Genomic DNA, 26,356 nt, shown 5'->3' on the forward strand with positions numbered 1-26,356 from the left:
GAGGTGCACCTGTGGAAGTGACTAAGAAATTCACGGATAGAGCCAGTTTTCACGGCGCAACTAAAACTGAGCTCGAGTCGAATGATGCTGGTCGACGACTGTTCGGGCTTGCGAATCAGGCGGCTCTTTTTCCGCACCAAGGCGAAATCTTTCTCAACGAGAAGAAATTGGTCCTTGGTGACTGGCTGACTCTGTGGCCCACTGATATCCAGGATGTTGACGTCGAGTTCACACCCGAGTATGGGCGCTTCACAGCGGGCGGTAGCCGAGGCGGATTTCCCTCTCTCGGATTCGTTAGGGATCTTGGTAAGCCCCTGAACCTCTATCTCACTAACGGAGACAGAATCTCACTTCTAGTGAACTTCAGACTCGTCAGTGGAACTAACGACAATAAGTCCTGGCTCGAGAAAATTCGCTCGTTCGCCAACATCGGATGACTCCCTTTGTTCACCCCAAGCAAATCATTGCAATACCAGAAAGGATTCACCATGTCCGTAAATACTTCACCATGTCCGTAAATACCACGTTCAACAAGATCGACAGCGAGATCGCCGAGGTAGAGCTTCGCATCAACAAGGAAACGATCACGAAGCAAATCGATGACTTCATCGAAGTTATCGCTTCTGATGGGTTCATCGGCTACATCAACGATGTCGCTCAGCTCCCCACCCATGCGAAAAGGAAGGAGCTTACTGCAAAGACCGCCAATCTCGAGACTTTGCGAGAGCGCGGAGTGCCAGTTCCTGACGGACTGCGATTCACAACGCGCGAATTCGAGCTACCCGAAGATGGTCGTGAGGCTGAGGGTCCCCTGCTCAAGGTTCGACCGGAACTTGATCCGCGAATGGGAGGCTGCATCAGCATCGGTTTCTACGTCTGCGCCAGCTACGGCAACTAGCTAAAGTTGCGCCCTAACCACCTACGAAGTAGCCCCGATTACAAGCGGGGCTACTTGCCTACGAATGGTACTTAGATGAAAACACCTCAAGTCGCTGTAAAACTTTCTAATCTTAGCAAGAGGTATGGTTCGACTCTCGCACTCGATGACATCAATGTAGAGGTCCCCGCAGGGACAGTAGTGGGTCTTGTGGGGTCGAACGGTAGCGGAAAGTCCACACTTCTACGCCTTATTGCCGGAGTCGAACGCCCTTCCCACGGGGAAATCGAGTTCTTCGGGAAAAACCTCGCCTCCAGCGAAACTATAGGGAGCGGGACTGGAGCTGCAATCGACGCAATGGCGCTTTGGCCGCGCTGGTCAGTCAAACGAACTTTGACATACCTTGGTCAACTGACTGGGCGAACGGACGAGGAAGTCAAGGACGTGATTAAATCCCTGTCGTTGGGTGAGTATTCGTCGAGAAAAGTTCGGACGCTATCGTTTGGAAACCGTCAACGGGTGCAAATTGGTGCTGCTTTGATTAATGGTTCACTCCTGACCATTCTTGACGAACCAATGAACGGTTTAGATCCCCAGGGGCGCCTGCTTATGCGAAACCTCATAGAGCAGTTACCAACTGACGAACGCACTGTCTTAATCTCAAGCCACGACCTCAATGAAATTCAAACCCTTTGCTCCCACATCATCCACCTAGAACGCGGAAGAATGATTTTTGCTGGTGAGCTCGCTAGCTACGTGGGGGAAGCGAAAACTTTCTTAGTACATTATCCGCCGGAACTGAGTGAGGCGATCAGTTCCATCATTGATCATCGGCGTGTCCGAACTGGCTCGCACAGCCCTGGCGTGCTGGAGGTGGACGATCAGAATGTCGAAACCCTACGGACCCTAATGGAGGAGCACTCCATTCCGGTCTTGAATCTGGAGACGAAGAAGCACACTTTGGAGGATCAGTTTCATGCACACGGCAGACCGTAAGACGGTGGTCAAAGTCGAAACCAGAAGGTGGATACTTCATCCGGGAGTCTTTGCTCTACTCGTAGTTGTGCCGTTACTAACCGCACTGTTGTCATACGCCGCAGTCATGGCATCAAGCGGGGCCTCCTCAGATGCCGGTGCGGTCTCGATCGACACCACGGCAGCACTCGGGCCCGACTCAGAAGATCCGGAGAAGCTGGATCTCGCCGCAACCTCGATCTATCTACTAGCGCCACTTGCCGCTTCACTCCACGGCGTTCTTTTCGCTGGAAGCGAGCTCTCATCGGGCGCTCTGCTCAATATTGCGGTCGCGGCGCGGCGTTTGAGAACGATCTTCGCCGTTCGGGCGCTATCTCTGGTACTTTTGTCGTTAATAACCGGAGCAATCCTAACCGCATTATCGATCGCCGGGTTGACGACAGGTTTGAGGCAAGCCGAAGTACCAAGCCTCACCCCCGAAGCGCCCCTTGGTACCGTCATCCTGGGCGGATCCATTCTCTACGCCACCGTTGCCGTGATCGCATTTGCGGCAGCAACACTGCTAAGACGGTGGGTCGTCGTTTTGGTTGCACTCGTAGCTTACTTCGTTGTTGCAGAACCCCTGCTAGCCTCAATGCTGTCCGAACGTGCTTCGAACTGGTTGCCTCACGTTTCGCTTGGAAAGTGGGTGGACCTTGAGCCCGAGAGACGATTCGCTTTCCCAACTATGGTTCTGGCGCTTTTGGCTCTGGTCACTGCCGTGGTTGGCACGCAGCGTGATCGAGCTGCGAGGTAAGACCGTTTCTGTGAATTCAGGAGACTAGATGGATCTGTTCCGCCGACTCGCTCGCTATCGTCGTGAGATTTTCGCGGTGCTCATACTCCAGCTGGTTACCACCCTCGCCACGCTGTACCTACCGGACCTCAACGCAGACATTATTGATAACGGTGTCGCGCGCGCAGACGTGCCCTACATCTGGAACGTGGGCCTGCGCATGCTCATCGTCGCACTCATCCAGATCGTGGCGGCCATCGGCGCGGTGTGGTTCGCCTCCCAGGTGGCCATGAAGACCGGCCGGGACATCAGGGCCGCCGTCTACGACCGAGTATCGGGCTTCACCAGCGAGGACATGGCCCGCTTCGGCACCGCCACCCTAGTCACCCGCGGCACCAACGACGTCCAGCAGGTGCAAATGACATTCCTGCTGTTCATGAACTTCATGGTCGCCGCACCCATCATGGCCATCGGCGGCATCATCATGGCCCTGCGCCAGGATGCGGGGATGTCCTGGCTCGTTGTCACGGCGGTGGTCGTGCTCGCCGTCGTGGTGGGCGTCATCGTGGCGATTCTTATGCCGCTGTTCAAGCAGATGCAGAAGCGGCTGGACGCAATCAACGTCCTGCTGCGCGAGCAGATCGCCGGCATCCGCGTGGTCCGCGCGTTCGCCCGCGAGGACTACGAGACCGAGCGGTTCACAGACGCGAATCAGCAGATCACTAAACTCAGCCTGAATATCGGCCGGGTATTCGTGACCATGTTCCCGGTCATCATGCTCATCCTGAACCTGGCGACAGCAGCGGTGCTCTGGTTCGGCGGCCACCGCGTGGACGAGGGCCTGGTAGAGGTGGGCGCGCTCACCGCGTTTATGCAGTACCTCATGCAGATCCTCATGGCGGTGATGATGGGCGTGTTCATGCTGATGATGCTGCCGCGCGCGATCGTGTGCGCCCGCCGCGTGGCGGAGGTGTTGGGCCACGCCCCGCAGATCGTCGAGCCGGCGCGCCCTACTTCCCCCACCGCCCGCACCGGTGAGGTGGAGTTCCGCGACGTCACCTTCACCTACCCCGGCGCCGACGCACCCGTTCTCAAGCGCGTGAGCTTCACCGCCCGCCCGGGCACGACCACGGCGATCATCGGCGCCACCGGCTCGGGCAAGACGACGCTGCTCAGCCTCATCCCGCGCCTGCATGTGGCCACCGAGGGGCAAGTGCTTCTCGACGCCACCCCCATCGACAACCTGGCCCGCCCCGACATCGTCGAGCGTGTCTCCATGGTCCCGCAGAAGCCCTGGCTGTTCAGCGGCAACGTCGCCTCGAACCTGCGGATGGGCAACCCGGACGCGACGGACGAGGAGCTGTGGAACGCGCTGCGCGCGGCGCAGGCCGACTTCGTCGACGACCTGGACATGGAGATCTCGCAGGGCGGCACGAACGTCTCCGGCGGGCAGCGCCAGCGCCTCTCCATCGCGCGCATGCTGGTGGCGCAGCCGGACGTGTTCCTGTTTGATGATTCCTTCTCCGCGCTCGACGCGTCCACGGACGCGCGCGTGCGCGCCGCGATGACCGAGTACACCGCGGGCAAGGTTGTGATTGTGGTGGGGCAACGGGTGGCGTCGATTAGCGGTGCCGACCAGATCCTCGTGATGGAAGCCGGCGAGATCGTGGCACGCGGCACCCACGAGGAGCTGCTGGAAAGCAGCCAGACGTATCGGGAAATTGAGCAGAGCCAGAAGGCGGTGCAGGCATGAGTGAGCAAGAGCCTCGGAAGGCGAAACATTTTTGGCCCTCGGCGAAGCAGCTGATCGGGCTGCTGGAGCCGTTCAAGATCGCGCTCATCGCGATCTTCATCATGAACACCGCGTCGGTCGTGCTGTCGGTCTACGCGCCCCGCGTGATGGGACGGGCGATGGACGTGATCTTCTCCGGCGCGATCTCCGCCCGCATGCCGGGCGGGGTGACCAAGGAGCAGGCGGTGGAGGGCATGCGCGCCGCCGGCCAGGACCGCTTCGCCGACATGGCCGAGGCGATGGACCTGCGGCCCGGCGAGGGCATCGACTTTGACCACCTGCGCGAGCTGATCATTGTCATCCTCGCCCTGTACCTGTGCTCCTCCGTCCTCATGTGGGCGCAGGGCGCGCTGCTGAACCGGCTGACCATGCGCACCGTCTACGACCTACGCGAGCGGGTCGAGACGAAGCTGAACCGGCTGCCGCTCAACTACTTCGACTCCCGCCAGCGCGGCGACGTGATGAGCCGCACCACCAACGACGTGGACAACGTCCAGCAGGCGCTGCAGCAGGCGCTGTCGCAGATGTTCAATGCGGTGATCACCCTGGTGGGCATCATCGTCATGATGTTCTGGCTGTCCTGGCAGCTCGCCCTGCTCGCGCTGCTGGCCATCCCGCTCACCGCGGTGGCGATGGGCGTGGTGGGGACCCGCTCGCAGAAGCAGTTCGCCGCACAGTGGAAGGCCACCGGCGCCGTGAACGGCCAGGTTGAGGAGGCTTTCTCCGGCCACGACGTCGCGCTCATCTTCGGCCGCACCGAGGAGCTGCGCCGCACCTTCGACGCGCGCAACGAGGAGCTCACCGGCGCCGCACAGAAGGCGCAGTTCCTGTCCAACTCGATGCAGCCGATCATGCAGTTCGTGTCCTACCTCTCCTACGTGGCCATCGCCGTCTTCGGCGGCCTGCGCGTGGCCAACGGGCACATGACGCTTGGCGACGCCACCGCGTTCATCCAGTACTCCCGCCAGTTCAACCAGCCGCTCGGCCAGATCGCCGGCATGATGCAGATGGTCCAATCCGGCGTCGCGTCGGCGGAGCGCATCTTCGAGCTGCTCGACGCTGAGGAAGAGGTGGCGGATGTCGAGGGGGCGTCGACAAGCGCGCGGCCCGAAGGCCTGGTGGAGTTCCGCGATGTGTCCTTCTCCTACACCGACGAGCCGCTGATCCAGGACCTCTCGCTGCGCGTCGCGCCGGGGCAGACCGCCGCGATCGTGGGGCCGACCGGCGCGGGCAAGACGACGCTGGTCAACCTCATCATGCGGTTCTATGACGTGGACGAGGGGGCAATCCTTATCGACGGCCACGACATCCGCGATTTCACGCGCCCCCACCTGCGCAGCCAGATCGGCATGGTGCTGCAGGACGCGGTCCTGTTCAAGGGCACGATCATGGAAAACATCCGCTACGGCCGCCTCGACGCGACGGACGAGGAGGTCATCGAGGCCGCAAAGGCGACCTACGTGGACCGCTTCGTGCACGCGCTGCCCGACGGATACGACACCATCGTGGACCAGGACGGCGGCTCCATCTCCGCGGGCGAGCGGCAGCTGATCACCATTGCGCGCGCGTTCCTCTCGCGGCCGGGCATCCTGATTCTGGACGAGGCGACCTCGTCGGTGGATACGCGCACCGAGGTGCTGGTGCAGCGGGCGATGAACGCGCTGCGGGCGCAGCGCACCTCCTTTGTCATCGCGCACCGCCTGTCCACCATCCGGGACGCGGACGTGATCCTGGTGATGGAGGCCGGGCGGATCGTGGAGCAGGGCACGCACGAGGAACTGCTCGAGCGCAAGGGCGCGTACCACGAGCTGTACCAGAGCCAGTTCTCACATAGCTAGGCTACCTTTATACAATTCCCCGGAAGTTAACCGGAAATACACAGCAATTCCGCTTCTTGCTCATAAGGTGCACTCTCGACCAAGTCCATACGACGTTGATTGAGAGCGCACATGAGCAGAGATGCCAAGCACGCCGAGACCGGCGCGCGCGACGTGGCACACGGCAGCACCGCCGTTGCCACCAAGACGAAACCCGCCCCGGACACGGACGCGCCAAAGAACGCGGACGACGAGACGACCGCCGACCCGCTCGGCTGGCTGCCGCTGAGCGGCACCGCCAAGAAGGTCGCGGAGTGGATCTCCGTCGTCCTTGCGATCTGGCTGCTCCTCAATGCCGTCGGCATGATCGGCGCCGGCTTCAAGATGGCCGCGGGCGACCAGGCGAAGGAACTGTTCTCCTTCGCCGAGAACCCGTTCGTGGGCCTGGCGGTCGGTATTCTCGCCACCGCCATCATGCAGTCCTCCTCCACCACCACCTCCATTACCGTCGGCATGATCGCCGGTGGCCTGCCTCTGCAGGTCGCGGTGCCGATGCTCTTTGGTGCCAATATCGGTACCACGGTCACCTCCACGCTGGTGGCGCTCGGTCTGTCGGGCAACAAGCAGCAGTTCCACCGCGCGTTCTCCATGGCCACGGTGCACGACTTCTACAACCTGCTCGCGCTGGCGATCTTCTTCCCGCTGGAGATCTTTACCGGCTTCCTGTCCAAGGTCTCCGGTGTGTTCGCCGGCTCTCTCGCGGGTGAGGGCGACGGCGTGCTCGCCGGCATCTTCGACGCGATCGGTAACGGCGTCGACGGGATCACCGAGCCGCTGGTCAACCTGGCCAAGCTCATCGTCAGCCCGCTGGGTGACGTGTGGGGCGGCATCGTCCTCGCCGTCGGCGGCGTGGCCCTGATCCTGGTGGTCATCGGCTTCATCGGCAAGATGCTTTCTGCACTGCTGGTCGGCCGCGCCCAGGAAATGCTGCACGCTGCGCTGGGCCGCGGCCCGGTCACCGGCATCCTCTCCGGTGCCGTGATCACCACCGCCGTCCAGTCCTCTTCCACCACCACCTCCCTGACCGTCCCGCTCGCTGCCTCCGGCAAGTTCAAGGTCAAGGAGCTGTTCCCGTTCGTGGTCGGCGCCAACATCGGTACCACCATCACCGGCCTCATCGCCGCGTTCTCCGCCTCCGGTGTCGAGGCCGAGGCGGCAATGCAGGGTGCACTTGTGCACACCATGTTCAACGTCTTCGGCGCACTCGTCATCATGTCCCTGCCGTTCCTGCGCGCCCTCCCGCCGAAGGGCGCAGACTGGCTGGCCACCATGGCGGACAAGAACAAGTGGTACGTCTTCCTCTGGGTCGGCGGTGTCTTCTTCGCCCTCCCGCTGCTCGCCGTCCTCATCACCAACGTCTTCTTCTAAGGAGCCCCCATGACCACCCCCGACAACGCACAGTCAAAGTCCGGCCAGCGCGCCCAGAAGCTTATCGACGCCGACGCGCCGAACAACGAACTCCAGCAGCTCATCGACGAGCTCGAAGAAACCACGAGCGTCCTGCGCGCCGAGCTCGAGATGCGCCGCAAGACGGACCACGAGCGCCTCACGCCGGAACAGCTGGAGGAGCTTAACCGCATCCCGGAGTACCTGGAGATGACCCGCCCGCGCTGGCGCGACGTGCTCACCTTCTTCCGTGAGTTCCGCAACGAAGCAACCAAGAAGCACCAGTAAGGCAGGCACAGCACGTATGAAGCAGCAATTCATCGCACTGACCGCCGCGCTCTCCCTCGCGGCGACCGGCCTGACCGCCTGCGCAGGCAGCGACGCCGAGAGCGACAACGACCCGGTCTCCGGCGGCGCGATCCGCGTCACCGGTTCCGCCACCGTCGAGCCGATCACCTCCTTCATCGCGGACCGCACCGACCACGACGTGCGCATCTCCGCCGACGGCTCCACCGACGGGTTCGAGGCGTTCTGCGACGGCAAGTCCGACCTCAACGACTCCTCCGTGGCCATCCCGCAGGAGTACCAGCAGCAGTGCAGCGACAATGGTGTCGAGTTCATCGAGCTGCCCATCGCGCTCGACGCAGTGACCATTGTGAAGCACGCCGACAACACCTGGGCCCAGGACCTCACCACCGAGCAGCTCCACGACATCTGGGCGGCGGATTCCCCGGTGACCAAGTGGTCCGACATCGACCCGTCCTGGCCGGACGAGGAGATCTCCCTCTACGGCCGCCCCGACGGCTCCGGCACCCTCGAGGTGTTCAAGGACAAGGTCCTCGGCGGCGACACTATCCGCGACGACTACGAGGCGACCGACGACATCGACGAGCTGTCCGGCTGGATCGCCGACGACCCCAACGGCATCGGCTTCATGGGCGTTGGCAACTACTTGGCCACCGACGGCGAAACCCGCGACCTGATCGACAACGTCCTCGTCGACGGCGTCTCCCCCTCCCGCGAAGCCACGCAGGAGGGCGAGTACCCGCTGTCCAGGCCGCTGTTCGTCTACGTCAGCGCCGAGGTCCTCGACGGCAACGACGCGCTCGCGGACTTCATGGGCACCTACCTCAACCGCGTTGAGGGCGTCCTGCCGCGCGTGTACTTCTACCAGCTGCCCGAGCAGGAGTACAACGACGCCCGCACGCGCTTCGACGATCGCGTCACCGGCGCCGACGATCGCTGGAGCACCTCAAGCACCACCTACGGTGCTATGGTGGGGCCGTTACTCTCTCTGTGAACTGTAAGGAGCATTTCCCCGATGAGCAGCGCTTTCCAGCCCACCCAGCCGGAACACATCCGGCTTTCTGACGCGGACCGCACCGAGGCAATGTCCGCTCTCGGGGAGGCGCTGAGCGAGGGCCGCCTCACCCTCGGGGAGTACGACGAGCGCTGCCAGTGCTGCACCCAGGCGCAGACCCGTGCGGACCTCGTGCCGCTGTTCGCCGACATCCCCCAGGCACCCGTCATGGGCTCCAGCGCCGGCATGCCGGCGGCCCAGCACGACGTGCCCGTCTTCACCGCCCGCGAGCTTGTCGAGGCGCGCCGCTCCGGCCGCCGCACCCGCGCCGGCATCTTCTGGCTGGGCACCATCGGCAGCATCACCCTCGCCGCGGCGGCCTCGCTCCCCGCCGTGCTCGTGGTCATCCCGGTCCTGTTCATCCTGCTCTACGTGATGAAGGTGGGGCCGGACTCCTGGTACTCGCCGTCGCTGCGCGACATGGAGCGCTCCAAGCGCCGCCTCGTGCGCGCCAAGCAGCTGGAGCTGGAGGCGGACCGCGCCTACGACGCGGCGCGCAGGAAGGCAGAGCGCCGCGAGCAGATCGACCAACTCACCGGCGATACCCTCAACTTTGCTCAAGAATCCCTCAACAGGTTCCGCCGCCGCGACTAATATGGCCCTATGGCCAAGAAACATCCCAAAACCCCAGACCAGCCAGCCAATCCCGAGACGGTGGCGTCGACACGCAGCAAGCGTGCACACCGCCACTTCGACCAGGCCGACAAGCTCAAAAACGTCTTCTACGACATCCGCGGGCCCGTTTCCGCGACCGCGGAGGAGATGGAGCGCGACGGCCACACCATCCTCAAACTGAACACCGGCAACCCCGCCGTGTTCGGCTTCGAGGCACCGGACGTGATCATGCGCGACATGATCGCCAACCTCCCCACCTCCCAGGGCTACACCACCTCCAAGGGCATCACGTCCGCCCGCCGAGCCGTGGTCACGCGCTATGAGCTTATCGACGGCTTCCCGCCCTGCGACATCGACGACGTGTATTTGGGCAACGGCGTCTCCGAGCTGATCAGCATGGTCACGCAGGCCGCGCTCAACGACGGCGACGAGATCCTCATCCCCGCCCCGGACTACCCGCTGTGGACGGCGGCCTCCACCCTCGCCGGCGGCAAGGTCGTGCACTACCTGTGCGACGAAGAGGACGACTGGAACCCGTCGCTGGAGGACATCCGCTCTAAGGTCACCGACAAAACGAAGGCCATCGTGGTGATCAACCCCAACAACCCGACGGGCGCCGTCTACTCCCGCGAGACCCTCGAGGGCATCGCTGACATTGCCCGCGAGCACGAGCTGATGATCTTCGCCGACGAGATCTACGACCGCATCCTTTACGACGGCGCCCAGCACACCTGCATGGCCGAGGTCGCCCCCGACGTCGTCACCATCACCTTCAACGGCCTGTCCAAGGCGTACCGTGTCTGCGGCTACCGCGCCGGGTGGATGGTCATCACCGGACCGCGCCGCCGCGCGAAGGGCTTCATCGAGGGCATCGACCTGCTCTCCGGCACGCGCCTGTGCGCCAATGTGCCTGGTCAGCACGCCATCCAGGTGGCGCTCGGCGGCCGCCAGTCCATCTACTCGCTGACCGCCGAGGGCGGCCGCCTGCACAAGCAGCGCGACGTCGCCGTCCGCAAGCTCCGCGAGATCCCTGGCGTTTCCGTCGTCGAGCCGAAGGGCGCGCTGTACTGCTTCCCCAAGATCGACGCGGAGATGTACGGCATCCACGACGACGAGCGCTTCATGCTCGACCTGCTCAAGTCCGAGAAGATCCTCATGGTCCAGGGCCGCGGCTTCAACTACCCCACCCCGGACCACTTCCGCGTGGTCACGCTGCCGTGGGCGTCCCAGCTGGAAAACGCGCTGGAACGCCTGGGGAACTTCCTCGCCGACTACCACCAGCACTAGCTGAGCACTCGCGGAGTGCTGGTTACAGCGAGCGGCCGAGCGCCCGCACCGTCCATCCGGCCTCCTGCCACGCGGGGACGGGGAGGACGTTGCGGCCGTCGATAAGCACTCGCTGCTCCACGCGCTTGGCCGAGGCGACCGGATCCATCTCCTTGAACTGCTTCCACTCGGTGGCGAGGATGACCAGCTCAGCGCCGGTCAGCGCGTCATCGAGGGTGTCGGCGTAATCGAGCGTGGGGAAGACGCGGCGGGCGTTGTCCATCGCCTCCGGGTCGAAGACGCGCACCGCGGCGCCCGCGAGCGAGAGCTGGCCGGCGACGGCGAGCGCGGGCGAATCGCGCACGTCGTCCGAGTTCGGCTTGAACGCCGCGCCGAGAACGGTGATGCGTCGGCCGATCAGGCTGCCGAGCTCCTCGCGCGCCATGTCCACCACGCGCTCGCGGCGACGCATGTTCACCGCGTCCACCTCGCGCAGGAACGTGAGCGCCTGGTCGGCGCCCAGCTCGCCGGCGCGCGCCATGAACGCGCGGATGTCCTTGGGCAGGCAGCCGCCGCCGAAGCCAAGGCCGGCGCCCAGGAACTTGCGGCCGATGCGGTCGTCGTAGCCGATGGCGTCGGCGAGCTTGGTGACGTCGGCGCCGACGATCTCGCAGACCTCGCTGACCGCGTTGATAAAGGAGATCTTGGTGGCCAGGAACGCGTTGGCGCTCACCTTCACCAGCTCAGCGGTCTGCAGGTCGGTGACGATGAACGGCGTGTCCTTGGACAGCGGGGTGGCGTAGACCTCGCGCGCGATAGCCTCCGCCTGGGAGTGCTCCGGGCGAACGCCCAGCACGATGCGGTCCGGCTCGATCGTGTCCTTGACCGCGTAGCCCTCGCGGAGAAACTCCGGGTTCCACGCAATCTCCACCGACGTGCCCGGCGCGGCCAGCGCATCGGCGCGGGCCTGCAGCTCCGCGGCCGTGCCCACCGGCACCGTCGACTTCCCCAGGATGACGTGCTCGCCTTCCAGATGCGGCACCAACGAATCGATCACGGCCTCGACGTAACGGGTATCCGCCGCGTAGGACCCCCGCTGCTGCGGGGTGCCCACACCGATGAAGTGCACGTTGCCGAACGCCGCCGCCTCCTCGTACGAGGTGGTGAAGTCCAAGCGTTCGGCCTCCATGTTGCGCTCAAGGACCTCGGGCAGGCCCGGCTCGTAGAACGGGACCTCCCCAGCCTTGAGTCGATCGATCTTTGCTTCGTCTACGTCCACGCCAAGCACCTCATGGCCAAGTTCAGCCATGCATGCCGCGTGGGTTGCACCGAGGTAACCGGTGCCAATTACTGTCATCCGCATAACTGCCTATTATGCCCGTTCCTGTGAGACGGGGCAGGGTGAGGGGGACGCGGGACGGGGCTGCCGTTTTTTCAAAGTTGTAAGAAAGAAGACTGAAACACAATCCTATTTTGCAAAAACTGCGGTTTTTGCAAAATAGGTCACGCAGTTCTCTGTTACGTTCGAAGAACTGCAAACAAGGAGCCGCCAAGAACGGCCCAAATGAGCGATTACAAAGAGGGGCTGCAGTAACTCCTGCACGGTGGGCGTCGAAAAGCGAAATGCCCTACTGGAAGTTTAGGTACGCGCGCGACGGCGTAGGCCCGCGCTGGCCCTGGTACTTCGAACCGAGCGCGCCCGAGCCGTAGGGGACCTCGGCCGGCGACGACATGTTGAAGATCGCGAGCTGGCCCACCTTCATGCCAGGCCACAGCGTGATCGGCAGGTTGGCAACGTTGGACAGCTCGAGGGTGATGTGGCCGGAAAAGCCCGGGTCGATGAAGCCCGCGGTGGAGTGCGTGAGCAGGCCGAGGCGGCCAAGCGAGCTCTTGCCTTCCAGGCGGCCGGCCAGGTCCGCGGGGAGCGTGAAGCACTCGAGCGTGGACGCGAGGACGAACTCGCCGGGGTGGAGGACGAAGGCCTCGCCCTCGGGGACCTCCACGGCCGTGGTGAGGTCGGGCATCTCCAGCTTCGGGTCGATGTGCGTGTACTTCGAGTTGTTGAAGACGCGGAAGAACTTGTCCATGCGCACGTCGATCGAGCTCGGCTGCACCAGGGCAGCATCGTAGGGGTCGATGCCGAGCTTGCCGGAGTCGATAGCGTCGCGAATGTCATGGTCTGAAAGAAGCACGCCACAAGCATACGGCAGGCTCGTTTTCCGTTTCAGCGCGGGACGGTGCTAAAGTATTGCCATTGTCGCGCTGATTCGGCGCGGCAGAATGCCGGCGTAGTTTAGTGGTAGAACATCAGCTTCCCAAGCTGAGAGTGCGAGTTCGATTCTCGTCGCCGGCTCCAATTTGATGAGGCCCGCTTCCCCGCTTCGTACCGGGAGGCGGGCTTTTTTGTGTGCGGTTTTTGTGTGCGGTGTGTCTGGCTCGGGGCGGGGTTGGGGGTTTGGCCTGTTTGACGAGGGCAGGGTGACGAAGACACGGAATTTTTGTCGCACCCTCGTCATCCTGTCCTCGTCATGTAGGTGCTCAGAAAGGGCACCCAACCCCCGGAGCTCCGTCCGCCTACGCCCAGCACGCCCCGATCGGCTGGGCGGCGAGCACGGCGACCTCGCCCGACGCGGCCTCCAGCACCCGCCACTTCGGGTGGTAGCGCCACCCGGTGGCCAGCACGTCGGGGTTGTGGAACCAGCCCTGGACCACGCCGTCGTCGGTAGCAAACGTCACGCGCGTGCCCTCGACCTGCAGGATCTCCACCCGTGTCCACCCGCCGGCCTCGCCGTCGCGTGAGTTCGCGGCGCGGGTGACCGGGATCCAGTGCGGGCGGTGGCCATCCGCCACGAGCCTGCAGTGGGTGTGATCCACCGCTGCATAACCGCGGGCGGGCGGAAGCGGGACCTCCTCGCCGGGGACGCCTCCCTCCGCAGCGGCCGCGCGCAGACGGTTGCGCTCCGGCGAGTACTCAAAGTTCGTGCCGATCCGCTGAACCACGTCGAAGGCCGCGAGCTGGGTGCCAAACACACGGACGTGCAGCTCACCACCAGCGGAAAAGGTCAGTACGGTCTGGTTGATGTTGTCCAAAGTGGCGGGAAGCCAGGACGTCAAAGCCATGAGGGCTCTCCTTGGAAGGTCGCACTTTCGGCGCGCGGTGTTGCAAACGCCGACAGATCTTCTCCCGGGGGCACCGTGCGCGATCTGCGCGGTTGCCAGCCGACGGGCCGGGAGGCCTTGCTCAAATCACACTGCAACAGCAGTCACTAGAAAGAGCGCGTCGGACTTCTTGATCCGTCGACCAGCGTATCGGAGCGAAAACTCCCGGTCAAGGAAGCGCGCAACCACATATGCTGGATACGCATGAAGCTCGCCACCATGATCGTCGCCGGCTCGGCCGCACTCGGCGCGGCCAACGCCGCGCGCAACCGACCACCGCTGCCCTTCAACGACCCGGACTTCTCGCCCTCGTACACCACCCCAGTCATGTACATCCACGGCGTAACCAGCCGCGCCCGGGCGTTCCGCCCCAACGCGGAGCGCCTGCGCGACGAAGGCTTCTGGGTGTGGGGCGCCGACTACGGCGACATGCTCGCCCCCGGCTTCTACGGCATGGGCAACCTGGACAGCATCATCGAGGACGTGCACGCGAACGTGGACCACGTCCTGGAGCAGACCGGGGCTGCGAAGTTAGACATCGTGGCGCACTCGCAGGGTGGGCTCATGACCAAGCTGTTCATCGCCAACGGGGGCGCGCCGAAGGTGCGGCGCGTGGTCGCCATGGGCGCGAACTTCCACGGCACCGACGTGCGCGGCCGCGCTCCCCGCTTCACCCCGTTCATTACGCGGCACCCGCGGGCGGCGTCGGCGTTGGCGTCGCCAGGCGTGATCCAGCAGCTCGCGGACTCGCCGTGGGTGCGTACGCGTCTCAACGTGCCCGATACGGTGCCGGGTATCGTGTACACGTCGCTGTACTCGCCCGCGGACGTGCTGGTCACGCCCAATGCGACGTCCATGCTGGCCGCCGTCGACGGGGCGGACGTGGTGAACATCAACGTCGCCGACGCTTATGACGGCTACGCCCCGCGGCACGCGCTGATGGAACGCGACCCGGTCTTCACCGAGCTCACGCTGTGGGGCCTCACCCGCGAGCGCGGGGAGCACACCCCGCCGCCCATCCCGTGGGCCTAAACGGGACCTAGCCGCACTTCACAATCGGCTCGGGGTCGTAGACCGTGGTCTGGGTCTCCTGGTCGATGAGGTTGCCGGAGAGGTCGTAAATACTCCGGGTGTCCGAGGTGGTGAACCCGGGCGAGCCGCCGGAGGGGCTGCACGTCGCGCCCGAAAGATTCATTGTGTTCGGCTGGGTCTGTGCCCAGCGCCCGCCGTTAGCGGACTCGACGCGCACCGTCTTCACACCCATGAGGCTCACGGTGAGCTCGCCGCCGCTCACACCGGTCTGGATGCGCACGGGGTGGTTCGAGTCGTTGCGGAACTGCAGGTCGATCGCGCCCTCGTAGACGGTGGCCTCGCGGCCCGCCGGGTAGCGGGAGATGTAGTAGGAGTGCGGCGTGTGCGCGATGTCCGTCATGCCCGCGAAGTACGCGGCGTTGTAGAGCGTCGTCGCGAACTGGGAGATGCCTCCGCCCACGGCCATGTCGGAGTGGCCGTTGAGGATAATGCCGGACTCCACGTAGCCCTGGGCCGTGCCGCGCGGCCCGGTGTAGCCGTTGAGCGAGAAGGTCTCGCCCGGGTTCACAATCGCGCCGTTGACGGTCTGCGCCACCAGCGCAATATTGGTGCCGGAGGGGCCCGAGAAACCACCTGTGGTGAAGGACCCGACCTCCTCGTTAAAGGTGGCGTTCTGCGCGTCTTCGGTGGTGAAGTCGGCCTCGACCGGACGGTACGCGGCGTCCCAGGTACGCTCCCCATCGCCAAGGAGGCGGTCCTCGAATCCGTCGAAGGTCGCGTCCCAGTCCACCTCGGTGCCGTCTTGTGAGGGCTCGACCCCGCCACCCTCGAGCACGCGCGCGTTGCGCATCTCGGTCTGCGTCCCGCCGAGCGCCTCACCAAGGATCGCGCCCACCACGTCGCGGTGTACGTCGGGCTGGATGCGCCCCTCCACGTTGTTGAACTGCACGACCTCGCCCATCCGCTCCTGCGGAATGGTCGCCGTCACGCCGTCGCGGCCGTTGACGGTCAGCGGCCCGCCCAGCGCAGCCTTGATCGGGCCGTCCATCGCCTGCGTAATCACCGCGTCATTGATCGCGGGCTCCACGGGCTGCGGCTCCACGTCCACGCCCTCCGGGTCGAGCCAGCCGTCCGTCACCGCAGTCTCCAGGTCGGCCGGGTTCACCTCCTGCCCCAGCTTCGGGTCGGTCACATTCGCCTTGCCGCCGTCGACGTGGATCGCGCCGTCTACCGGCGCCACGTACAGCTCGTCCTTCACCCGTGCCAGTTCTGGGTCGAGCTTGTGCTTATCGACGCTCCCCTGCACGTCCACCTCGTGCTGCGTAAACAGGCCCGTCAGTCGCGGGATCGGGTTCGCGGACTGGATCCCCGCCGCATCCACAGTCGCCTGCCAGTCGATCCCCAGCCCCGCCGCCGTCGGCACGAGCTGGGCGCGCTTGTCTGCCGCCGAGACCTGGATTGGTTGCTCGGCGACGTCGCCAAGCTCTCCCTGCAGGTGCTCGCGCGCCTCGTCCGGCGACATGCCGCCGATGGCCACGCCGCCGACCGTGGTGCCGCGGGGGACGTTGCCGCGGTTGAGCGCCAGGTCCGCCAGGTATACGGCCAGGACGACGGCGAGCAGGCCAAGGACGGCGCCGAGCGCGATCTTGCCCGCCTTACCGGACGACCCGCCGCGGCGGTGCGACGAAGTTTGCCTGTGGGAAGTAGTCACCTGTCACAGGGTAGTAGATGGGGTAGTAGATGTAGCAACGAATTCGCATGCGTGGCTGGCCGCTGACTTACAGGCCGGTGTTGATCAGCTGCTGCTGGGCGCGCGCCGCGGCTTCGTTCACGCGCGCCTCGGGCAGCTCGCCCGACTGCACGGCGGCGACGACCCCGTCGATCACCTGCGGCACGTCCGCGCCCGAGGACCAAAGCGCCTGGTCCGCGCCCGCCGCGATCGCGCGCTTGACCGCCTCCGGCGTCGGTGCGTAGTCCAGGATGCCGCGCATGCCGGAGAGGTCGTCGGTGACCACGACGCCCTCGAACGGGACGCCGCCCGGGTAGTCGCCGTCGCGCAGGATGCGGTACGCCTCCGGGTTCAGGGAGCTGGGCACGCCTTCCGGTCCCATGCCGGGGACGATCATGTGGCCCATCATCACGCTCGAGCGCGGGAAGCGCTGCAGGAGCGGGCCGAACGGGCGCATGTCCAGCTCGCGTACCTGGTCCAGCGGCGGCGTCACGGCGAGCTGGTGGTGCGTGTCGCCGGAGGCGCGGCCGTGGCCGGGGAAGTGTTTGAAGGTGGGGGTGACGTTGGCGTCGATAAGCCCCTGCGCAAACAGCGTGCCCACGCGCACGACCTCGTCCGGGTGGCCGCTGAACGCGCGGTCGCCGACGATGTCCAGGCCGGAAACGTCAAGGTCCAGGAGCGGGGCGTAATCCACGTTGACGCCGCGCCCGCGCAGGGAACGGCCGATGTCGTAGCCGGTGCCCTGGATGACCTCGGGCGGGCGGGCGGCCAGCTCGCGCGGGGCCATGAAGCTGCCCATCACGTCGGTGTGGCGCTGGACGCGGCCGCCCTCGAAGTCGATGGCCACGGAGAACGGGTGGTGGTACTGCGCGCGCAGCGCCTCAATGTTGTGGCCCTCCGCGGTGAGCAGCGCGGGGTCGGCCCAGCTGGGGATGATCAGGCCACCGACGCCCTGGTCGAGCGCCGCGCGGGCCTGCGCCTCGTTGGTCACGCCGACCACCATCAGCGACGCCACCCGCGCGCGCAAGTCCGCGGGGACGCGCTGCTGCGCCGGGCTTTGCGGCGCGCTCGGGGCCGGCTGCGGGGCGGGCGGGACGACCGCGGCGGGCTCCCCTGACTGTTCTGGCTGTTCTGACTGGACGGTCTGCGTGGGTTCCTGCTGGGCCGTGTCGGAGGGCTCGCCGCCCAGCTCGGGGCGCGCGGTGAGGGCGGCGACGAGCAGCGCCACGGCGAGCACGCCGCCGACGCACACGGCGACCGCCCGGTTCCGCTGCGGCATCTTGGGCACGCGCGCCCCCTTCGAGTTGGAAGAAACGGTACTAGTGTAGTCGTGCTGGTAGGCTCATGCGCATGTCCCACCAAGTTCTGCGCCTGCCTGCATCGTTGCCGCGCCGTGCCGCCAACCCGGTGATCGCCTCCGCGGTCGTCGGTGCCGTGCTCGGGGTGGTCGGCGTGCTGGGCGTCGCCTCCGTCTCCGGGCAGAGCACCGTGCCCCAGGGCGGGGCCGTGGCTGCGGACGATGCCGTGCTGGGCGGGCCGGAGTACGGCTCCCGGGAGTAGCCGTTGCGCGCACACATTGGCGGCTGGGTGCTGCTGGCGCTCACCGTCCTGCTGCAGCCGCCCGGCCGGGTCGCCGCCGACACCAAGCTGGACCTCTCCGTCAACCCGGCGCGCTTCCTCGCCCGCGCCACGCACGCCTATACCGACGAGTTCCCCCTGGGCCAGGTGCAGAACCAGGCCTACGGCTACCTCTTCCCGCAGGGCCCGTTCTTCCTGCTCACGCACTTCGCCGGGGTGCCGGAGTGGGTGGCGCAGCGCGCCTGGTGGACCCTGCTTGTGTGCCTGGCGTACTCGGGCGCGCTGCTCCTGGCGCGCCGCACCGGGGTGCGCGGCCGCGTCCCGCAGGTCACGGCGGCGCTGCTCTACGCGCTGTCGCCGCGCATCCTCACCACGCTCACCGCGATCTCCTCGGAGGCGTGGCCGGTGGCGCTCGTGCCGTGGACGCTTATCCCGCTCGCCCGGGCCCGCCCGCGCGTCGCCGGCGCGGTGCTCGCGGTCGCGGCGATGGGCGCGGTCAACGCCACGGCCACCATCGCCGCCTGCGTGCCCGCGCTCATCTGGCTGTTGTGCCGCCGCGAGTACGCCCGCGCCACCTGGTTCGCTCTCGGCGCGGCGGCGGTGTCCACGTGGTGGATCGGGCCGCTGCTGGTGCTCGGCCGCTACTCGCCGCCGTTTACGGAGTTCATCGAGTCCGCCTCCGTCACCACCGCCTGGCTCAACCCCGTGGAGGTCCTGCGCGGCGCCACCAGCTGGGCGCCGTTCGTGGACGCCGAGCGCACCGCCGGCTTCCTCGTCGTCGGCGAGCCCGTCTTCGTCCTGGCCACCGCGCTCGTGGCCGGCTTCGGCCTCGCCGGCCTCGCGCGCCGCGACGTCCCGTGGCGCAGCGCGTGGGTGGTCATGCTCGCCGTCGGGTTCGCCCTCTTCGGCTCCGCACATTTCTGGGTCCCGCTTCTCGACGGCCCCCTCGCCCCCTTCCGCAACCTGCACAAATTCGACCCACTCGTCCGCCTCCCCCTGGCCATCGGCGTGGGCCACCTCCTCGCTCGGATCAACCGCCCCCGCGCCGTCGGCGTGGTCCTCACCGCCGCGGTCGCGGTGGCGCCGGCGTGGTCGCTGCGCCTGCTCCCCGACGGCACGTGGACGGAGATTTCGCCCGAGTGGGTCGCCGCCGGCGAGTGGCTGGAGGAGCACGCCGCGGGCACCCGTACGCTGGTCGTGCCGTCGGCCTCGTTCGCCCGCCAGACCTGGGGCTGGACTCGCGACGAGCCGATCCAGGCGCTGACCAGCACCCGCTTCGCGTTCCGCGACGCCGTCCCCCTCGCCGACCCGGAAGCCATCCGCGGCCTCGACGGCCAGGTGCGTGCGGTGGACCCGGAGGCGCTGCGCGCCATCGGCGTTGGCGCGGTGGTGGTGCGCCACGACCTGGCGACCGGCCCGCCCGCCACCACCGCCCCGCCGGTAGACCCCGCCTACGTGGCGCGCAACCTCGGCGAGCCCACCGTGAGCTTCCGGGGCGAGGGGGACGACACGGGCGTCGACATCTACCTCCTCGAGCCCCAGCGCGACGCCATGATCACAGACGCGGAACCGGTCACCGTCGACGGCGGCGGCGAGGTCCTCCCGCTGCTGTGGGCGCGGTGGGGGTACTTCCCGGCGCGGCTCGTCGATAGGCATGCGAACGTGGTCACGGACACCCCGGCGCTGGCCGAGCGCAACTACGGTACGCTCCGCGGCGCGCAGTCCGCGCCACTGGCGCAGGGCGAGGGCGGCAACGTGGGCAACCGGCTGCCCGACTACCCGTCGGCCGGCACGCGCGTCGGCGTCGCCGAGGACGGCGGGCAGGTGCGCGCCTCCTCCTCCGCCGCGGACGCGAACGCGTTCGGCGGGGCGGTCGCCGGGGCGTCGCTGACCAGCGCCTTCGACGGCGCCCCGGAGACCGCGTGGTGGCCCGCGCCGGGCGACCACCACCCGTGGATCGAGGTGCCGCCGGTAGCGGAGTCGCTCACGCTCACCGCCACGCGCACCACCACCGTGGAGCTCACGGGCGGGGCGCAGCGCCGCGTCACCCTCGTCGCGGGCGAACCGCGCACGATCCGCGCGCCTGGCACCACGCGCATCGGGCTCACCGAGCGCGTCGGTATCGCCGAGCTCGACGCGGGCGTGTCCCGCACCGTGGAGGTCCCCGGCACCGCCGACACTTACTTCTTCCAGCGCCACTTCCCCGAGACGCAGGTGATCCAGCGCCGCTTCACCACCGCCGTCGACGCCACGTGGCACCTCGACGCGCCCGCCACCATCGACGGCACCCGCTACCCCTCCGGCCCCGTCCACCTGCCCGCGGGCCCCCACGACCTGTTCACCCGCCGCGACGCCGTCGCGCTCACCCGCGGCGAGGCGCCGACACCCAATTGGTCCCCGCTGCCCGCCACGCTCGCCCCCGCCGACCACGCGCGCACCATCATCACCACCCGCGCGTTCAATGCTGGCCTGCGCGCCACCGTCGGCGGTCACGCGCTCGAGCCCACGCTTGTCGACGCCGCGACCCAGGCCTTCACCGTCCCCGCCGGAGCCTCGGGCGAGTTCCGCATGTACTTCGCCGGCGAGGCGACCTACCGGTACTCCCTCCTGCTCGGCGGCGCGTTCAGCGCCCTCGTCGCGCTGGCGTGCCTGGTGGCAGTGGTGCGCAGGCGGGGCGACGGCGGCATGGCCGATCCGCCGGAGCTGCCCCGCGTCGATCGCGCCGCGCCGCTGCTCGCCACCGTCGCCGTCGTCGCCGCCGGCCCGGTCGCGGGGCTCGTCGCCGCGGTCTCCGCGTGGGCCATCCGGCGCTTCACCGTACTGCCGTCCGCGTGGCTGTCCGGTGGCGCGCTGGCGGTCGCCGGGCTGGTGCTGGCGAGGGCCCCGTGGCCGTCGGCAAGCTATGCGGGCGCTACGCTCCTGCCGGTTGTGGGGTGCTTCGCGGTGGCGTGCCTGGCGTGGCCGGACCGCGACGAGTAGCCAGCGCCGCGCGCATCACCCGCGCGCCGGGCACCTCCACGAGCTCGTAGGAAACGTAGCCCACGGCCAGGCTCGCGGCCGCCGTCACGGCCAGGACCAGCCAGAAGTGTCCGCCGAAGACGGGCACCCCGAGCACCGGAAACACCAGGTCCAGCACCGCCATGTGCCACAGGAACACGGAGTATGACCAGCGCCCGGCCAACATCGCGGGCCGCGTAGACAGCAGCGTCCCGCCCTCCCTCGGCCCGAGCGCGTAGGGCGCAACGAACAGGGCGGCGAAGAGTGCGCCGAGCAGGACGCGCACGTTGAACTCGGCCGGCGTGGGGTGGGTCAGCCCCTCCGGCCCGACGACCCCGGCGAACCACGCCACCGGCATAGCCAGCAGCGGGAACGGCCAGCGCGGGCCGCGATAGCGCAGGCCGACGCGCTCCAGTTCCGCGCAGACGAGCCCCACCGCGAACCAGGGCGCGTACGACGGCGGCCAGATCTGCAGGTTGACCACCTCCGGGTTGGAGAGCGGCTGGATGAGCCACGGCCAGGCCAGCCCCGCCACCACCGCCGCGGCGAGCACCCGCCTGCGCGCCCGCCCGCCGCGCGCCAGGTACAGCGGCAGGACCAGGTAAAACGCTACCTCCACACACAGCGACCACATCTGGGTCAGCCCCGCGATCAGCCCATCGGGCACGTAGATCTGCAGCATGAGCAGGTTCGCCACCGCCTGGCCCACACCCACTCCGCCGAGCGCCGGCAGCGCGAGCAACACCACGGCCACGCACACCACGTACGCGGGCGCGATGCGCGCCGCTCGGCGCGCGAGGTACCCGGGCCGCGGCCCGCGCCGGGCGAGCACGAACGCGGACAGCGCGTAAAACACCGCGACGAAGTAGTCGAAGCGCGCGAGCAGCGGCGAGTGGTTCGCGGTTTGAAACGCGACGTGCGTGGTCAGGATCCCGAGGGCGGCGACGGCGCGCAGGCCCTCGAGTTCCGGCAGTAGGTTAGAGTTTCGAGTGTGGTTTTCGGTGAGCTTTTCGATGTGGACATTGTAAAGAAGCGCAAGCTTGCGTGGGCGGCGGGCATCGCTGTCGGCGCGCTGGCGTTCAACATTGCATCGCCGATCGTCATCGCCCACCAGCGCACCATGCCCACCGGCACGTACGCGATGACCTTCGACGGCCCCGACGGTGAGCACTTCACCCGCACGACGACGCTGGAGAAGTCCACGGCCGCGGACCCCACGACGGGCAAGGACAAGAACATCTACACGCTCTCCACCGAGCAGACGGGCCCGAACGCGTTTACTGATTCCTTCCAGATCAACCCCACCACCGCCTTCCCGGAGAAGGACCGCCAGGGCCTCGGCGCCTACCTGCCGTACCGCCCGGAGCGCCGCTCGTACCCCTACTTCGACCCCGGCGCGCAGGCCACGGTCCCGCTGGACTACCTCGGCCCGGGCTCCGTCGGCGGCCTGGATACGTACCAGTACCGCGCCACGCTGCCCGACGGCACCCAGCGCACGGTCAATGCGGAGCGACGCACAGGCACGCTTATCGACGAAACCTGGTCTCTCCCCTCCGGCGTCTGGGCACTCGATGACGCCTCCAAGTCCGCGGCGGTGGACCGCGCCCGCAGCGAAACGACGTGGCTGCGCGCGCTGCAGATCATGGCGCTGCTGACCCGGTTCGTCGCCGCAATTGCAATCGTGTGGGCGTTGGTGCTCCTTGCGCGCCGCCGCTAAGTACCTGCTGCCCGCCTACGGCACCCTGCTGGTGCTGGGCCTGACCTGGCCGTTTTTCCTACCTGGTGAGGCGTTCGCGCTGCGCGACATGATGGTGCTGCCCGACATGGCGCTCACCCGCGCCTCGCTCGGCTTCGGCGACCTGCCCGCGCGCAACGTGCCGCAGGACGCGCTGCTGGGCCTCGTCCCGTTCCCGGTCCTGCTCGTGCGCGTGCTCGTCATCGGCGCAGCCACCGCCGCGGCCGTTGCCGGCCACCGCCTGGGCACCCACCCGCTGGGCAAGGCGGCGGCGATGACCGTGGCGGTGTGGAACCCCCTGGTCATCGAGCGTCTGCTGCAGGGCCAGTGGTCGCTCGCCGTCGCCGCGTGGCTCATTCCCCTGGTCGCGCTGGGTGGAAGGGCGGGTCCGGTGGCGCAGTGGGTCGCCTCGCTCACCCCCACCGGGGCGATTTCCGCCGCCTGCTTCGTGCGCAGCCGGGCGGGGTTGGTCGTCGCCGCGCTGTCGTGCGCGCTGTGGGTGGTGGCGGGTGCGCTCGCCGCTGGTGGCGGGATCGCGACTGCAGCAAGCGCTGCCGCGTTCGCGCCGCGCGCCGAGCAGTACGTGGGCACCCTCGGCGCGCTCATGGGGCTGGGCGGCATTTGGAACGGGGCGGCGGTCCCGGCTTCGCGCGAGGTCGGTTTTGCCCTGTTCGGCATCCCGCTGTTCGTGCTGCTCGGGCTGGGGTGGCGTGCGGTTCCGCGCCGCTGGCTGGCGTTGGCGGCGGCTGGCTTCGCGGTCGCGCTCGCGTCCTGGGCGGGCCTGACCAACCCCGTGGTCACGCACGTACCCGGTGGCGGTTTGCTCCGCGACGCGCAGAAGTGGCTCATCCTGGCTATTCCGGCGTTCGTCGCGGCGGCGGGGGCGCTCACCCCGCGTCGCGCCGCAGCCGCGCTCGCGTGTGCGCTGTTGCAGGTGCCGGACGGTGCGGTGAGCGTCGCAAAGCTGCGCCCTGGCGCTGTCGAATGCCCGGCGGTGGCGGCCGCGGGCCGAGATGTGTATTTCGCTGAGCGTGCGCCGCTGACGCTCGTGCGCGGTGAGCCGACGGTGGATCCGGCGCCGAAGTGCATGAATGTCGTGGAGTCCGGGGCTTTGCTTGTCGACGCCACCCTCGTCGACCCGCCCTCTCCCCGGTGGGTCGCGGCGCACGAGGCTGTGAAGCAGGAGCCGGTCGATGTGGCGCGGTTGCGCGAGCTCGAGGTGGGGCTGGTGGTGTACCCGGACGGGCGAGTGCTGGAGACCGGCGCGCCCCCGCGCGGGCTGCCGCCGGTGGGGATTGCGCTTTTCGCGGGTTACTTGGCGGCGCTGGCCTACGCGGTGGCTGTGGGGAGGCGCTCGCGCAGCTCGGCGGCGAAGGTCTCGGGGTCGGGCACGGAAACGGCGTAGTCGCCGTCTGCGGTGTTGATGCGTACTGTCGGGCCACCGACGGAGTAACACTCAGCGCCGTCGACCTTCCGTGGGCCGCTTAAGTGCGGTGGGGAGAACATCCAAGACCACAGGCTCGGTTGCGGGCCTGCCTCTTCGACGCCGGTGATCCGATCCAGCGGGATCGCGGTTTCTCGGCCTGCAAGGCGCAGCTGCAGGGCGGAGTTACCTCCACGGTCATCAACGCGGACGTGCAGCGTGATGCGCGAGTAAAGGAAGGCGTAGGCGGCGAAGCATCCCAGAAGGATCCAGCTGAACGGGTCGGAGCGGAATCCACCGACCATCGGCACCACCAGTACCGTGGCGACAAGAATGACGGCCAAGGGCACGCCGTTCACCTTGCGGTCACGTTCCAGGTTGGTCATGTCACAAGCGTAACAGTGTTCACACGTATTTTTATTCACGCATATATGGATCACTGAAATTTCGTAGGCAAACCCGCTTACCAGCGTATATTCCGTTTTTAGTTGGCCCACTCCAATAAATGAGCAGACCCAATCATTGAAATCCTTGCATGATTAAACCCACGCCACTAAAGTTAACCGCAGATGAACAAAAGGTTACGTACCCGGTAGTCCGGGGGAACTACCCCAAGACACAGCAAAGGAGACCCTCATGAAGGACATCAACAACATCGACTTTTCTATTATCCGCGAGCGCGCACTGCGCAACATCCGCGAAGACCTTATCGCCGAGTGGTCCGACCGCTTCGACGCCGAAGAGATCGGCTTGGCCTTCGATTCCATTCTCAAGGCGCACCGCGACAGCGCGACCTTAGACCACTTCATCCCGGTCCTGGTCGAGGCTGAGATGAGCGCGCGCCTGCGCTCCGGCAACTTGTGGCCCGCCACTGCTGCGTAAACGTCGCAGACACAGGCGTCGCGTACGCGAGCCGCAAGCACAGCACAACCGCAGCCCCCTCCCCGCACAACGCGGGCCGGGGGCTGCGGTTTTTGCTATACTGTCCTGCTACATGCTGTCGGTAGCGGGAACCCCGGGCCGCGGCGTGCGTCTTAGCGAACACTCACCCGCGCCAGCCCGGGTAAGGCTGGAGACTCTGATCAGGCCCTTTGCCGCACGGCCACCCCTTGCATTGTGACGCGGCCTGCATCGAGCACACGAGCACTCCCCACCAGGGAACGCACAGATAACTGAGTATTACCGCAGTGTTGGAAGACGCACTCCCGCCACACCCGGGACCCGTGAGGGTTGGGATACGGGGACGCATACGTAAAAAGGAAAGGGGCCACCATGTTGCTTGCAGAGGCACTCGCACAACGCGCCGAGGCGCAGCACCGCCTAGACGAGCTGCGCTCCCGCCTGGTTGAGCAGGCGCGCGTGCAGGAGGGCGACGAGCCCGCCGAGGACCCAGCCGAGCTGCTCAAAGAGGCAGCGCACGTGCTGGAACAGATTGAGGTGTTGGTGCGCCGCATCAACCACACCAACTCGGTCACGCCTTTCGAGGGCGACGCCACGCTGACCGACGCAATCGCGCGCCGCGACGCGCTGGTCCGCGCGGGCCGCTTCTACTCCGCGGTCGCGGACTCGGCGACGGCGCGGATCGACCGCTACTCGCGTTCCGAGGTGCGCTACGTGCCCACCGTGGATGCGGCCGCGCTGCGCAAGATGTCCGACGGCGCTGCCAAGGAGTACCGCCAGCTGGACACGAAGATCCAGCAGCTGAACTGGTCCACGGAGCTGCGCTAGCTAGCGGCCTGCGCCAACCACGTCGCGCAGCACCGCGGCGAACTTCTCTCCC

At 66.8% G+C, this 26,356-nt stretch carries 25 protein-coding genes, 1 tRNA gene and 1 riboswitch; of the genes, 19 read left to right on the plus strand and 7 right to left on the minus strand.

What is annotated here, in order from left to right; translation table 11 throughout:
• Nucleotides 1-17: 17 nt before the first annotated feature.
• The 11 genes from OVO38_RS08930 (at nucleotide 18) to OVO38_RS08980 (ending at nucleotide 10,944) form a co-directional block, all read left to right on the plus strand.
• Entirely contained in the window at nucleotides 18-437 is a 420-nt protein-coding gene (locus tag OVO38_RS08930; RefSeq protein WP_133064031.1) for a hypothetical protein, read from the plus strand.
• On the plus strand, nucleotides 434-898 hold the full coding sequence (locus tag OVO38_RS08935) for a hypothetical protein (protein ID WP_133064030.1): 465 nt from the start codon (nucleotides 434-436) through the stop codon (nucleotides 896-898). The genes OVO38_RS08930 and OVO38_RS08935 overlap by 4 nt, the downstream gene beginning before the upstream one ends.
• Before the next feature lie 75 nt (nucleotides 899-973).
• Nucleotides 974-1,873, plus strand: a complete 900-nt coding sequence (locus OVO38_RS08940; RefSeq protein WP_095537489.1) for an ABC transporter ATP-binding protein — start codon at nucleotides 974-976, stop codon at nucleotides 1,871-1,873.
• A complete protein-coding gene (locus OVO38_RS08945) occupies nucleotides 1,854-2,648 on the plus strand; it encodes an ABC transporter permease (protein WP_038592731.1) in 795 nt (264 codons plus the stop codon). The genes OVO38_RS08940 and OVO38_RS08945 overlap by 20 nt, the downstream gene beginning before the upstream one ends.
• Before the next feature lie 28 nt (nucleotides 2,649-2,676).
• Complete coding sequence (locus tag OVO38_RS08950) at nucleotides 2,677-4,380, plus strand: ABC transporter ATP-binding protein (protein WP_095537488.1); 1,704 nt, start codon at nucleotides 2,677-2,679, stop codon at nucleotides 4,378-4,380.
• Nucleotides 4,377-6,257 carry an ABC transporter ATP-binding protein gene (locus OVO38_RS08955; RefSeq protein ID WP_122085880.1) on the plus strand — a complete coding sequence of 627 codons (1,881 nt, stop codon included), beginning with the start codon at nucleotides 4,377-4,379 and terminating at the stop codon, nucleotides 6,255-6,257. Before OVO38_RS08950 ends, OVO38_RS08955 begins: the two co-directional genes overlap by 4 nt.
• 111 nt (nucleotides 6,258-6,368) lie before the next feature.
• Nucleotides 6,369-7,664: a Na/Pi symporter gene (locus OVO38_RS08960; protein WP_267208294.1), complete on the plus strand. Its 1,296-nt coding sequence runs from the start codon at nucleotides 6,369-6,371 to the stop codon at nucleotides 7,662-7,664.
• A gap of 9 nt (nucleotides 7,665-7,673) precedes the next feature.
• Nucleotides 7,674-7,970 (plus strand): hypothetical protein, encoded by a 297-nt coding sequence (locus OVO38_RS08965; RefSeq protein WP_095275691.1) that lies wholly within the window; start codon nucleotides 7,674-7,676, stop codon nucleotides 7,968-7,970.
• A 16-nt stretch (nucleotides 7,971-7,986) separates the two neighbouring features.
• On the plus strand, nucleotides 7,987-8,982 hold the full coding sequence (locus OVO38_RS08970; RefSeq protein WP_267208295.1) for a substrate-binding domain-containing protein: 996 nt from the start codon (nucleotides 7,987-7,989) through the stop codon (nucleotides 8,980-8,982).
• Nucleotides 8,983-9,003: 21 nt separating this feature from the next.
• Nucleotides 9,004-9,636 (plus strand): DUF1707 SHOCT-like domain-containing protein, encoded by a 633-nt coding sequence (locus OVO38_RS08975; protein ID WP_267208296.1) that lies wholly within the window; start codon nucleotides 9,004-9,006, stop codon nucleotides 9,634-9,636.
• A 9-nt stretch (nucleotides 9,637-9,645) separates the two neighbouring features.
• A complete protein-coding gene (locus tag OVO38_RS08980; protein ID WP_267208297.1) occupies nucleotides 9,646-10,944 on the plus strand; it encodes a pyridoxal phosphate-dependent aminotransferase in 1,299 nt (432 codons plus the stop codon).
• Nucleotides 10,945-10,966: 22 nt separating this feature from the next.
• Here OVO38_RS08980 and OVO38_RS08985 read toward each other — a convergent pair whose 3' ends face one another.
• Nucleotides 10,967-12,286: a UDP-glucose dehydrogenase family protein gene (locus OVO38_RS08985; RefSeq protein WP_267208298.1), complete on the minus strand. Its 1,320-nt coding sequence runs from the start codon at nucleotides 12,284-12,286 to the stop codon at nucleotides 10,967-10,969.
• A gap of 265 nt (nucleotides 12,287-12,551) precedes the next feature.
• Complete coding sequence (gene dcd / locus OVO38_RS08990; protein ID WP_095536034.1) at nucleotides 12,552-13,115, minus strand: dCTP deaminase; 564 nt, start codon at nucleotides 13,113-13,115, stop codon at nucleotides 12,552-12,554.
• Nucleotides 13,116-13,205: 90 nt separating this feature from the next.
• Between dcd and OVO38_RS08995 the strand changes: the two genes are divergently transcribed.
• Nucleotides 13,206-13,279: transfer RNA gene (locus OVO38_RS08995), tRNA-Gly, on the plus strand.
• A gap of 218 nt (nucleotides 13,280-13,497) precedes the next feature.
• Here OVO38_RS08995 and OVO38_RS09000 read toward each other — a convergent pair.
• Entirely contained in the window at nucleotides 13,498-14,043 is a 546-nt protein-coding gene (locus OVO38_RS09000; protein WP_267208299.1) for a hypothetical protein, read from the minus strand.
• A 16-nt stretch (nucleotides 14,044-14,059) separates the two neighbouring features.
• Nucleotides 14,060-14,171, minus strand: a riboswitch (SAM riboswitch).
• A 115-nt stretch (nucleotides 14,172-14,286) separates the two neighbouring features.
• On the opposite strand from OVO38_RS09000, the gene OVO38_RS09005 reads away from it, so the two are divergent.
• Nucleotides 14,287-15,114 carry an esterase/lipase family protein gene (locus OVO38_RS09005; RefSeq protein ID WP_239214308.1) on the plus strand — a complete coding sequence of 276 codons (828 nt, stop codon included), beginning with the start codon at nucleotides 14,287-14,289 and terminating at the stop codon, nucleotides 15,112-15,114.
• A 7-nt stretch (nucleotides 15,115-15,121) separates the two neighbouring features.
• Here OVO38_RS09005 and OVO38_RS09010 read toward each other — a convergent pair whose 3' ends face one another.
• Both OVO38_RS09010 and OVO38_RS09015 read right to left on the minus strand, forming a co-directional pair.
• On the minus strand, nucleotides 15,122-16,825 hold the full coding sequence (locus tag OVO38_RS09010) for a VanW family protein (RefSeq protein ID WP_267208300.1): 1,704 nt from the start codon (nucleotides 16,823-16,825) through the stop codon (nucleotides 15,122-15,124).
• Nucleotides 16,826-16,892: 67 nt separating this feature from the next.
• On the minus strand, nucleotides 16,893-18,122 hold the full coding sequence (locus tag OVO38_RS09015; RefSeq protein ID WP_267208306.1) for a glycoside hydrolase family 3 N-terminal domain-containing protein: 1,230 nt from the start codon (nucleotides 18,120-18,122) through the stop codon (nucleotides 16,893-16,895).
• A gap of 71 nt (nucleotides 18,123-18,193) precedes the next feature.
• Here OVO38_RS09015 and OVO38_RS09020 point away from each other — a divergent pair, with 71 nt between their 5' ends.
• Nucleotides 18,194-18,403, plus strand: a complete 210-nt coding sequence (locus OVO38_RS09020; RefSeq protein ID WP_095275761.1) for a DUF2613 family protein — start codon at nucleotides 18,194-18,196, stop codon at nucleotides 18,401-18,403.
• A gap of 27 nt (nucleotides 18,404-18,430) precedes the next feature.
• Nucleotides 18,431-21,400, plus strand: coding sequence for an alpha-(1->3)-arabinofuranosyltransferase domain-containing protein (locus tag OVO38_RS09025; protein WP_416358585.1), 2,970 nt, complete (start codon nucleotides 18,431-18,433; stop codon nucleotides 21,398-21,400).
• Here OVO38_RS09025 and OVO38_RS09030 read toward each other — a convergent pair.
• Nucleotides 21,333-22,433, minus strand: coding sequence for an acyltransferase family protein (locus tag OVO38_RS09030; RefSeq protein ID WP_267208307.1), 1,101 nt, complete (start codon nucleotides 22,431-22,433; stop codon nucleotides 21,333-21,335). The genes OVO38_RS09025 and OVO38_RS09030 overlap by 68 nt on opposite strands.
• On the opposite strand from OVO38_RS09030, the gene OVO38_RS09035 reads away from it, so the two are divergent.
• Together OVO38_RS09035 and OVO38_RS09040 are read left to right on the plus strand one after the other, a co-directional pair.
• Nucleotides 22,410-23,135 (plus strand): porin PorA family protein, encoded by a 726-nt coding sequence (locus tag OVO38_RS09035; protein ID WP_267208302.1) that lies wholly within the window; start codon nucleotides 22,410-22,412, stop codon nucleotides 23,133-23,135. The genes OVO38_RS09030 and OVO38_RS09035 overlap by 24 nt on opposite strands.
• Nucleotides 23,119-24,558 (plus strand): hypothetical protein, encoded by a 1,440-nt coding sequence (locus OVO38_RS09040; protein WP_267208303.1) that lies wholly within the window; start codon nucleotides 23,119-23,121, stop codon nucleotides 24,556-24,558. Before OVO38_RS09035 ends, OVO38_RS09040 begins: the two co-directional genes overlap by 17 nt.
• Here the strand turns inward: OVO38_RS09040 and OVO38_RS09045 are convergent.
• Nucleotides 24,483-24,962, minus strand: coding sequence for a hypothetical protein (locus OVO38_RS09045; protein WP_267208304.1), 480 nt, complete (start codon nucleotides 24,960-24,962; stop codon nucleotides 24,483-24,485). The two genes, OVO38_RS09040 and OVO38_RS09045, sit on opposite strands and share 76 nt — an antisense overlap.
• A 250-nt stretch (nucleotides 24,963-25,212) precedes the next feature.
• Between OVO38_RS09045 and OVO38_RS09050 the strand changes: the two genes are divergently transcribed.
• A complete protein-coding gene (locus OVO38_RS09050; RefSeq protein ID WP_095275703.1) occupies nucleotides 25,213-25,458 on the plus strand; it encodes a three-helix bundle dimerization domain-containing protein in 246 nt (81 codons plus the stop codon).
• Nucleotides 25,459-25,848: 390 nt separating this feature from the next.
• Nucleotides 25,849-26,304: a DIP1984 family protein gene (locus OVO38_RS09055; RefSeq protein WP_095275704.1), complete on the plus strand. Its 456-nt coding sequence runs from the start codon at nucleotides 25,849-25,851 to the stop codon at nucleotides 26,302-26,304.
• Nucleotides 26,305-26,356 lie beyond the last annotated feature (52 nt).

The sequence above is a fragment of the Corynebacterium sp. Marseille-P8863 genome (assembly GCF_946902955.1).
GTDB classification, from domain to species: domain Bacteria; phylum Actinomycetota; class Actinomycetes; order Mycobacteriales; family Mycobacteriaceae; genus Corynebacterium; species Corynebacterium gottingense.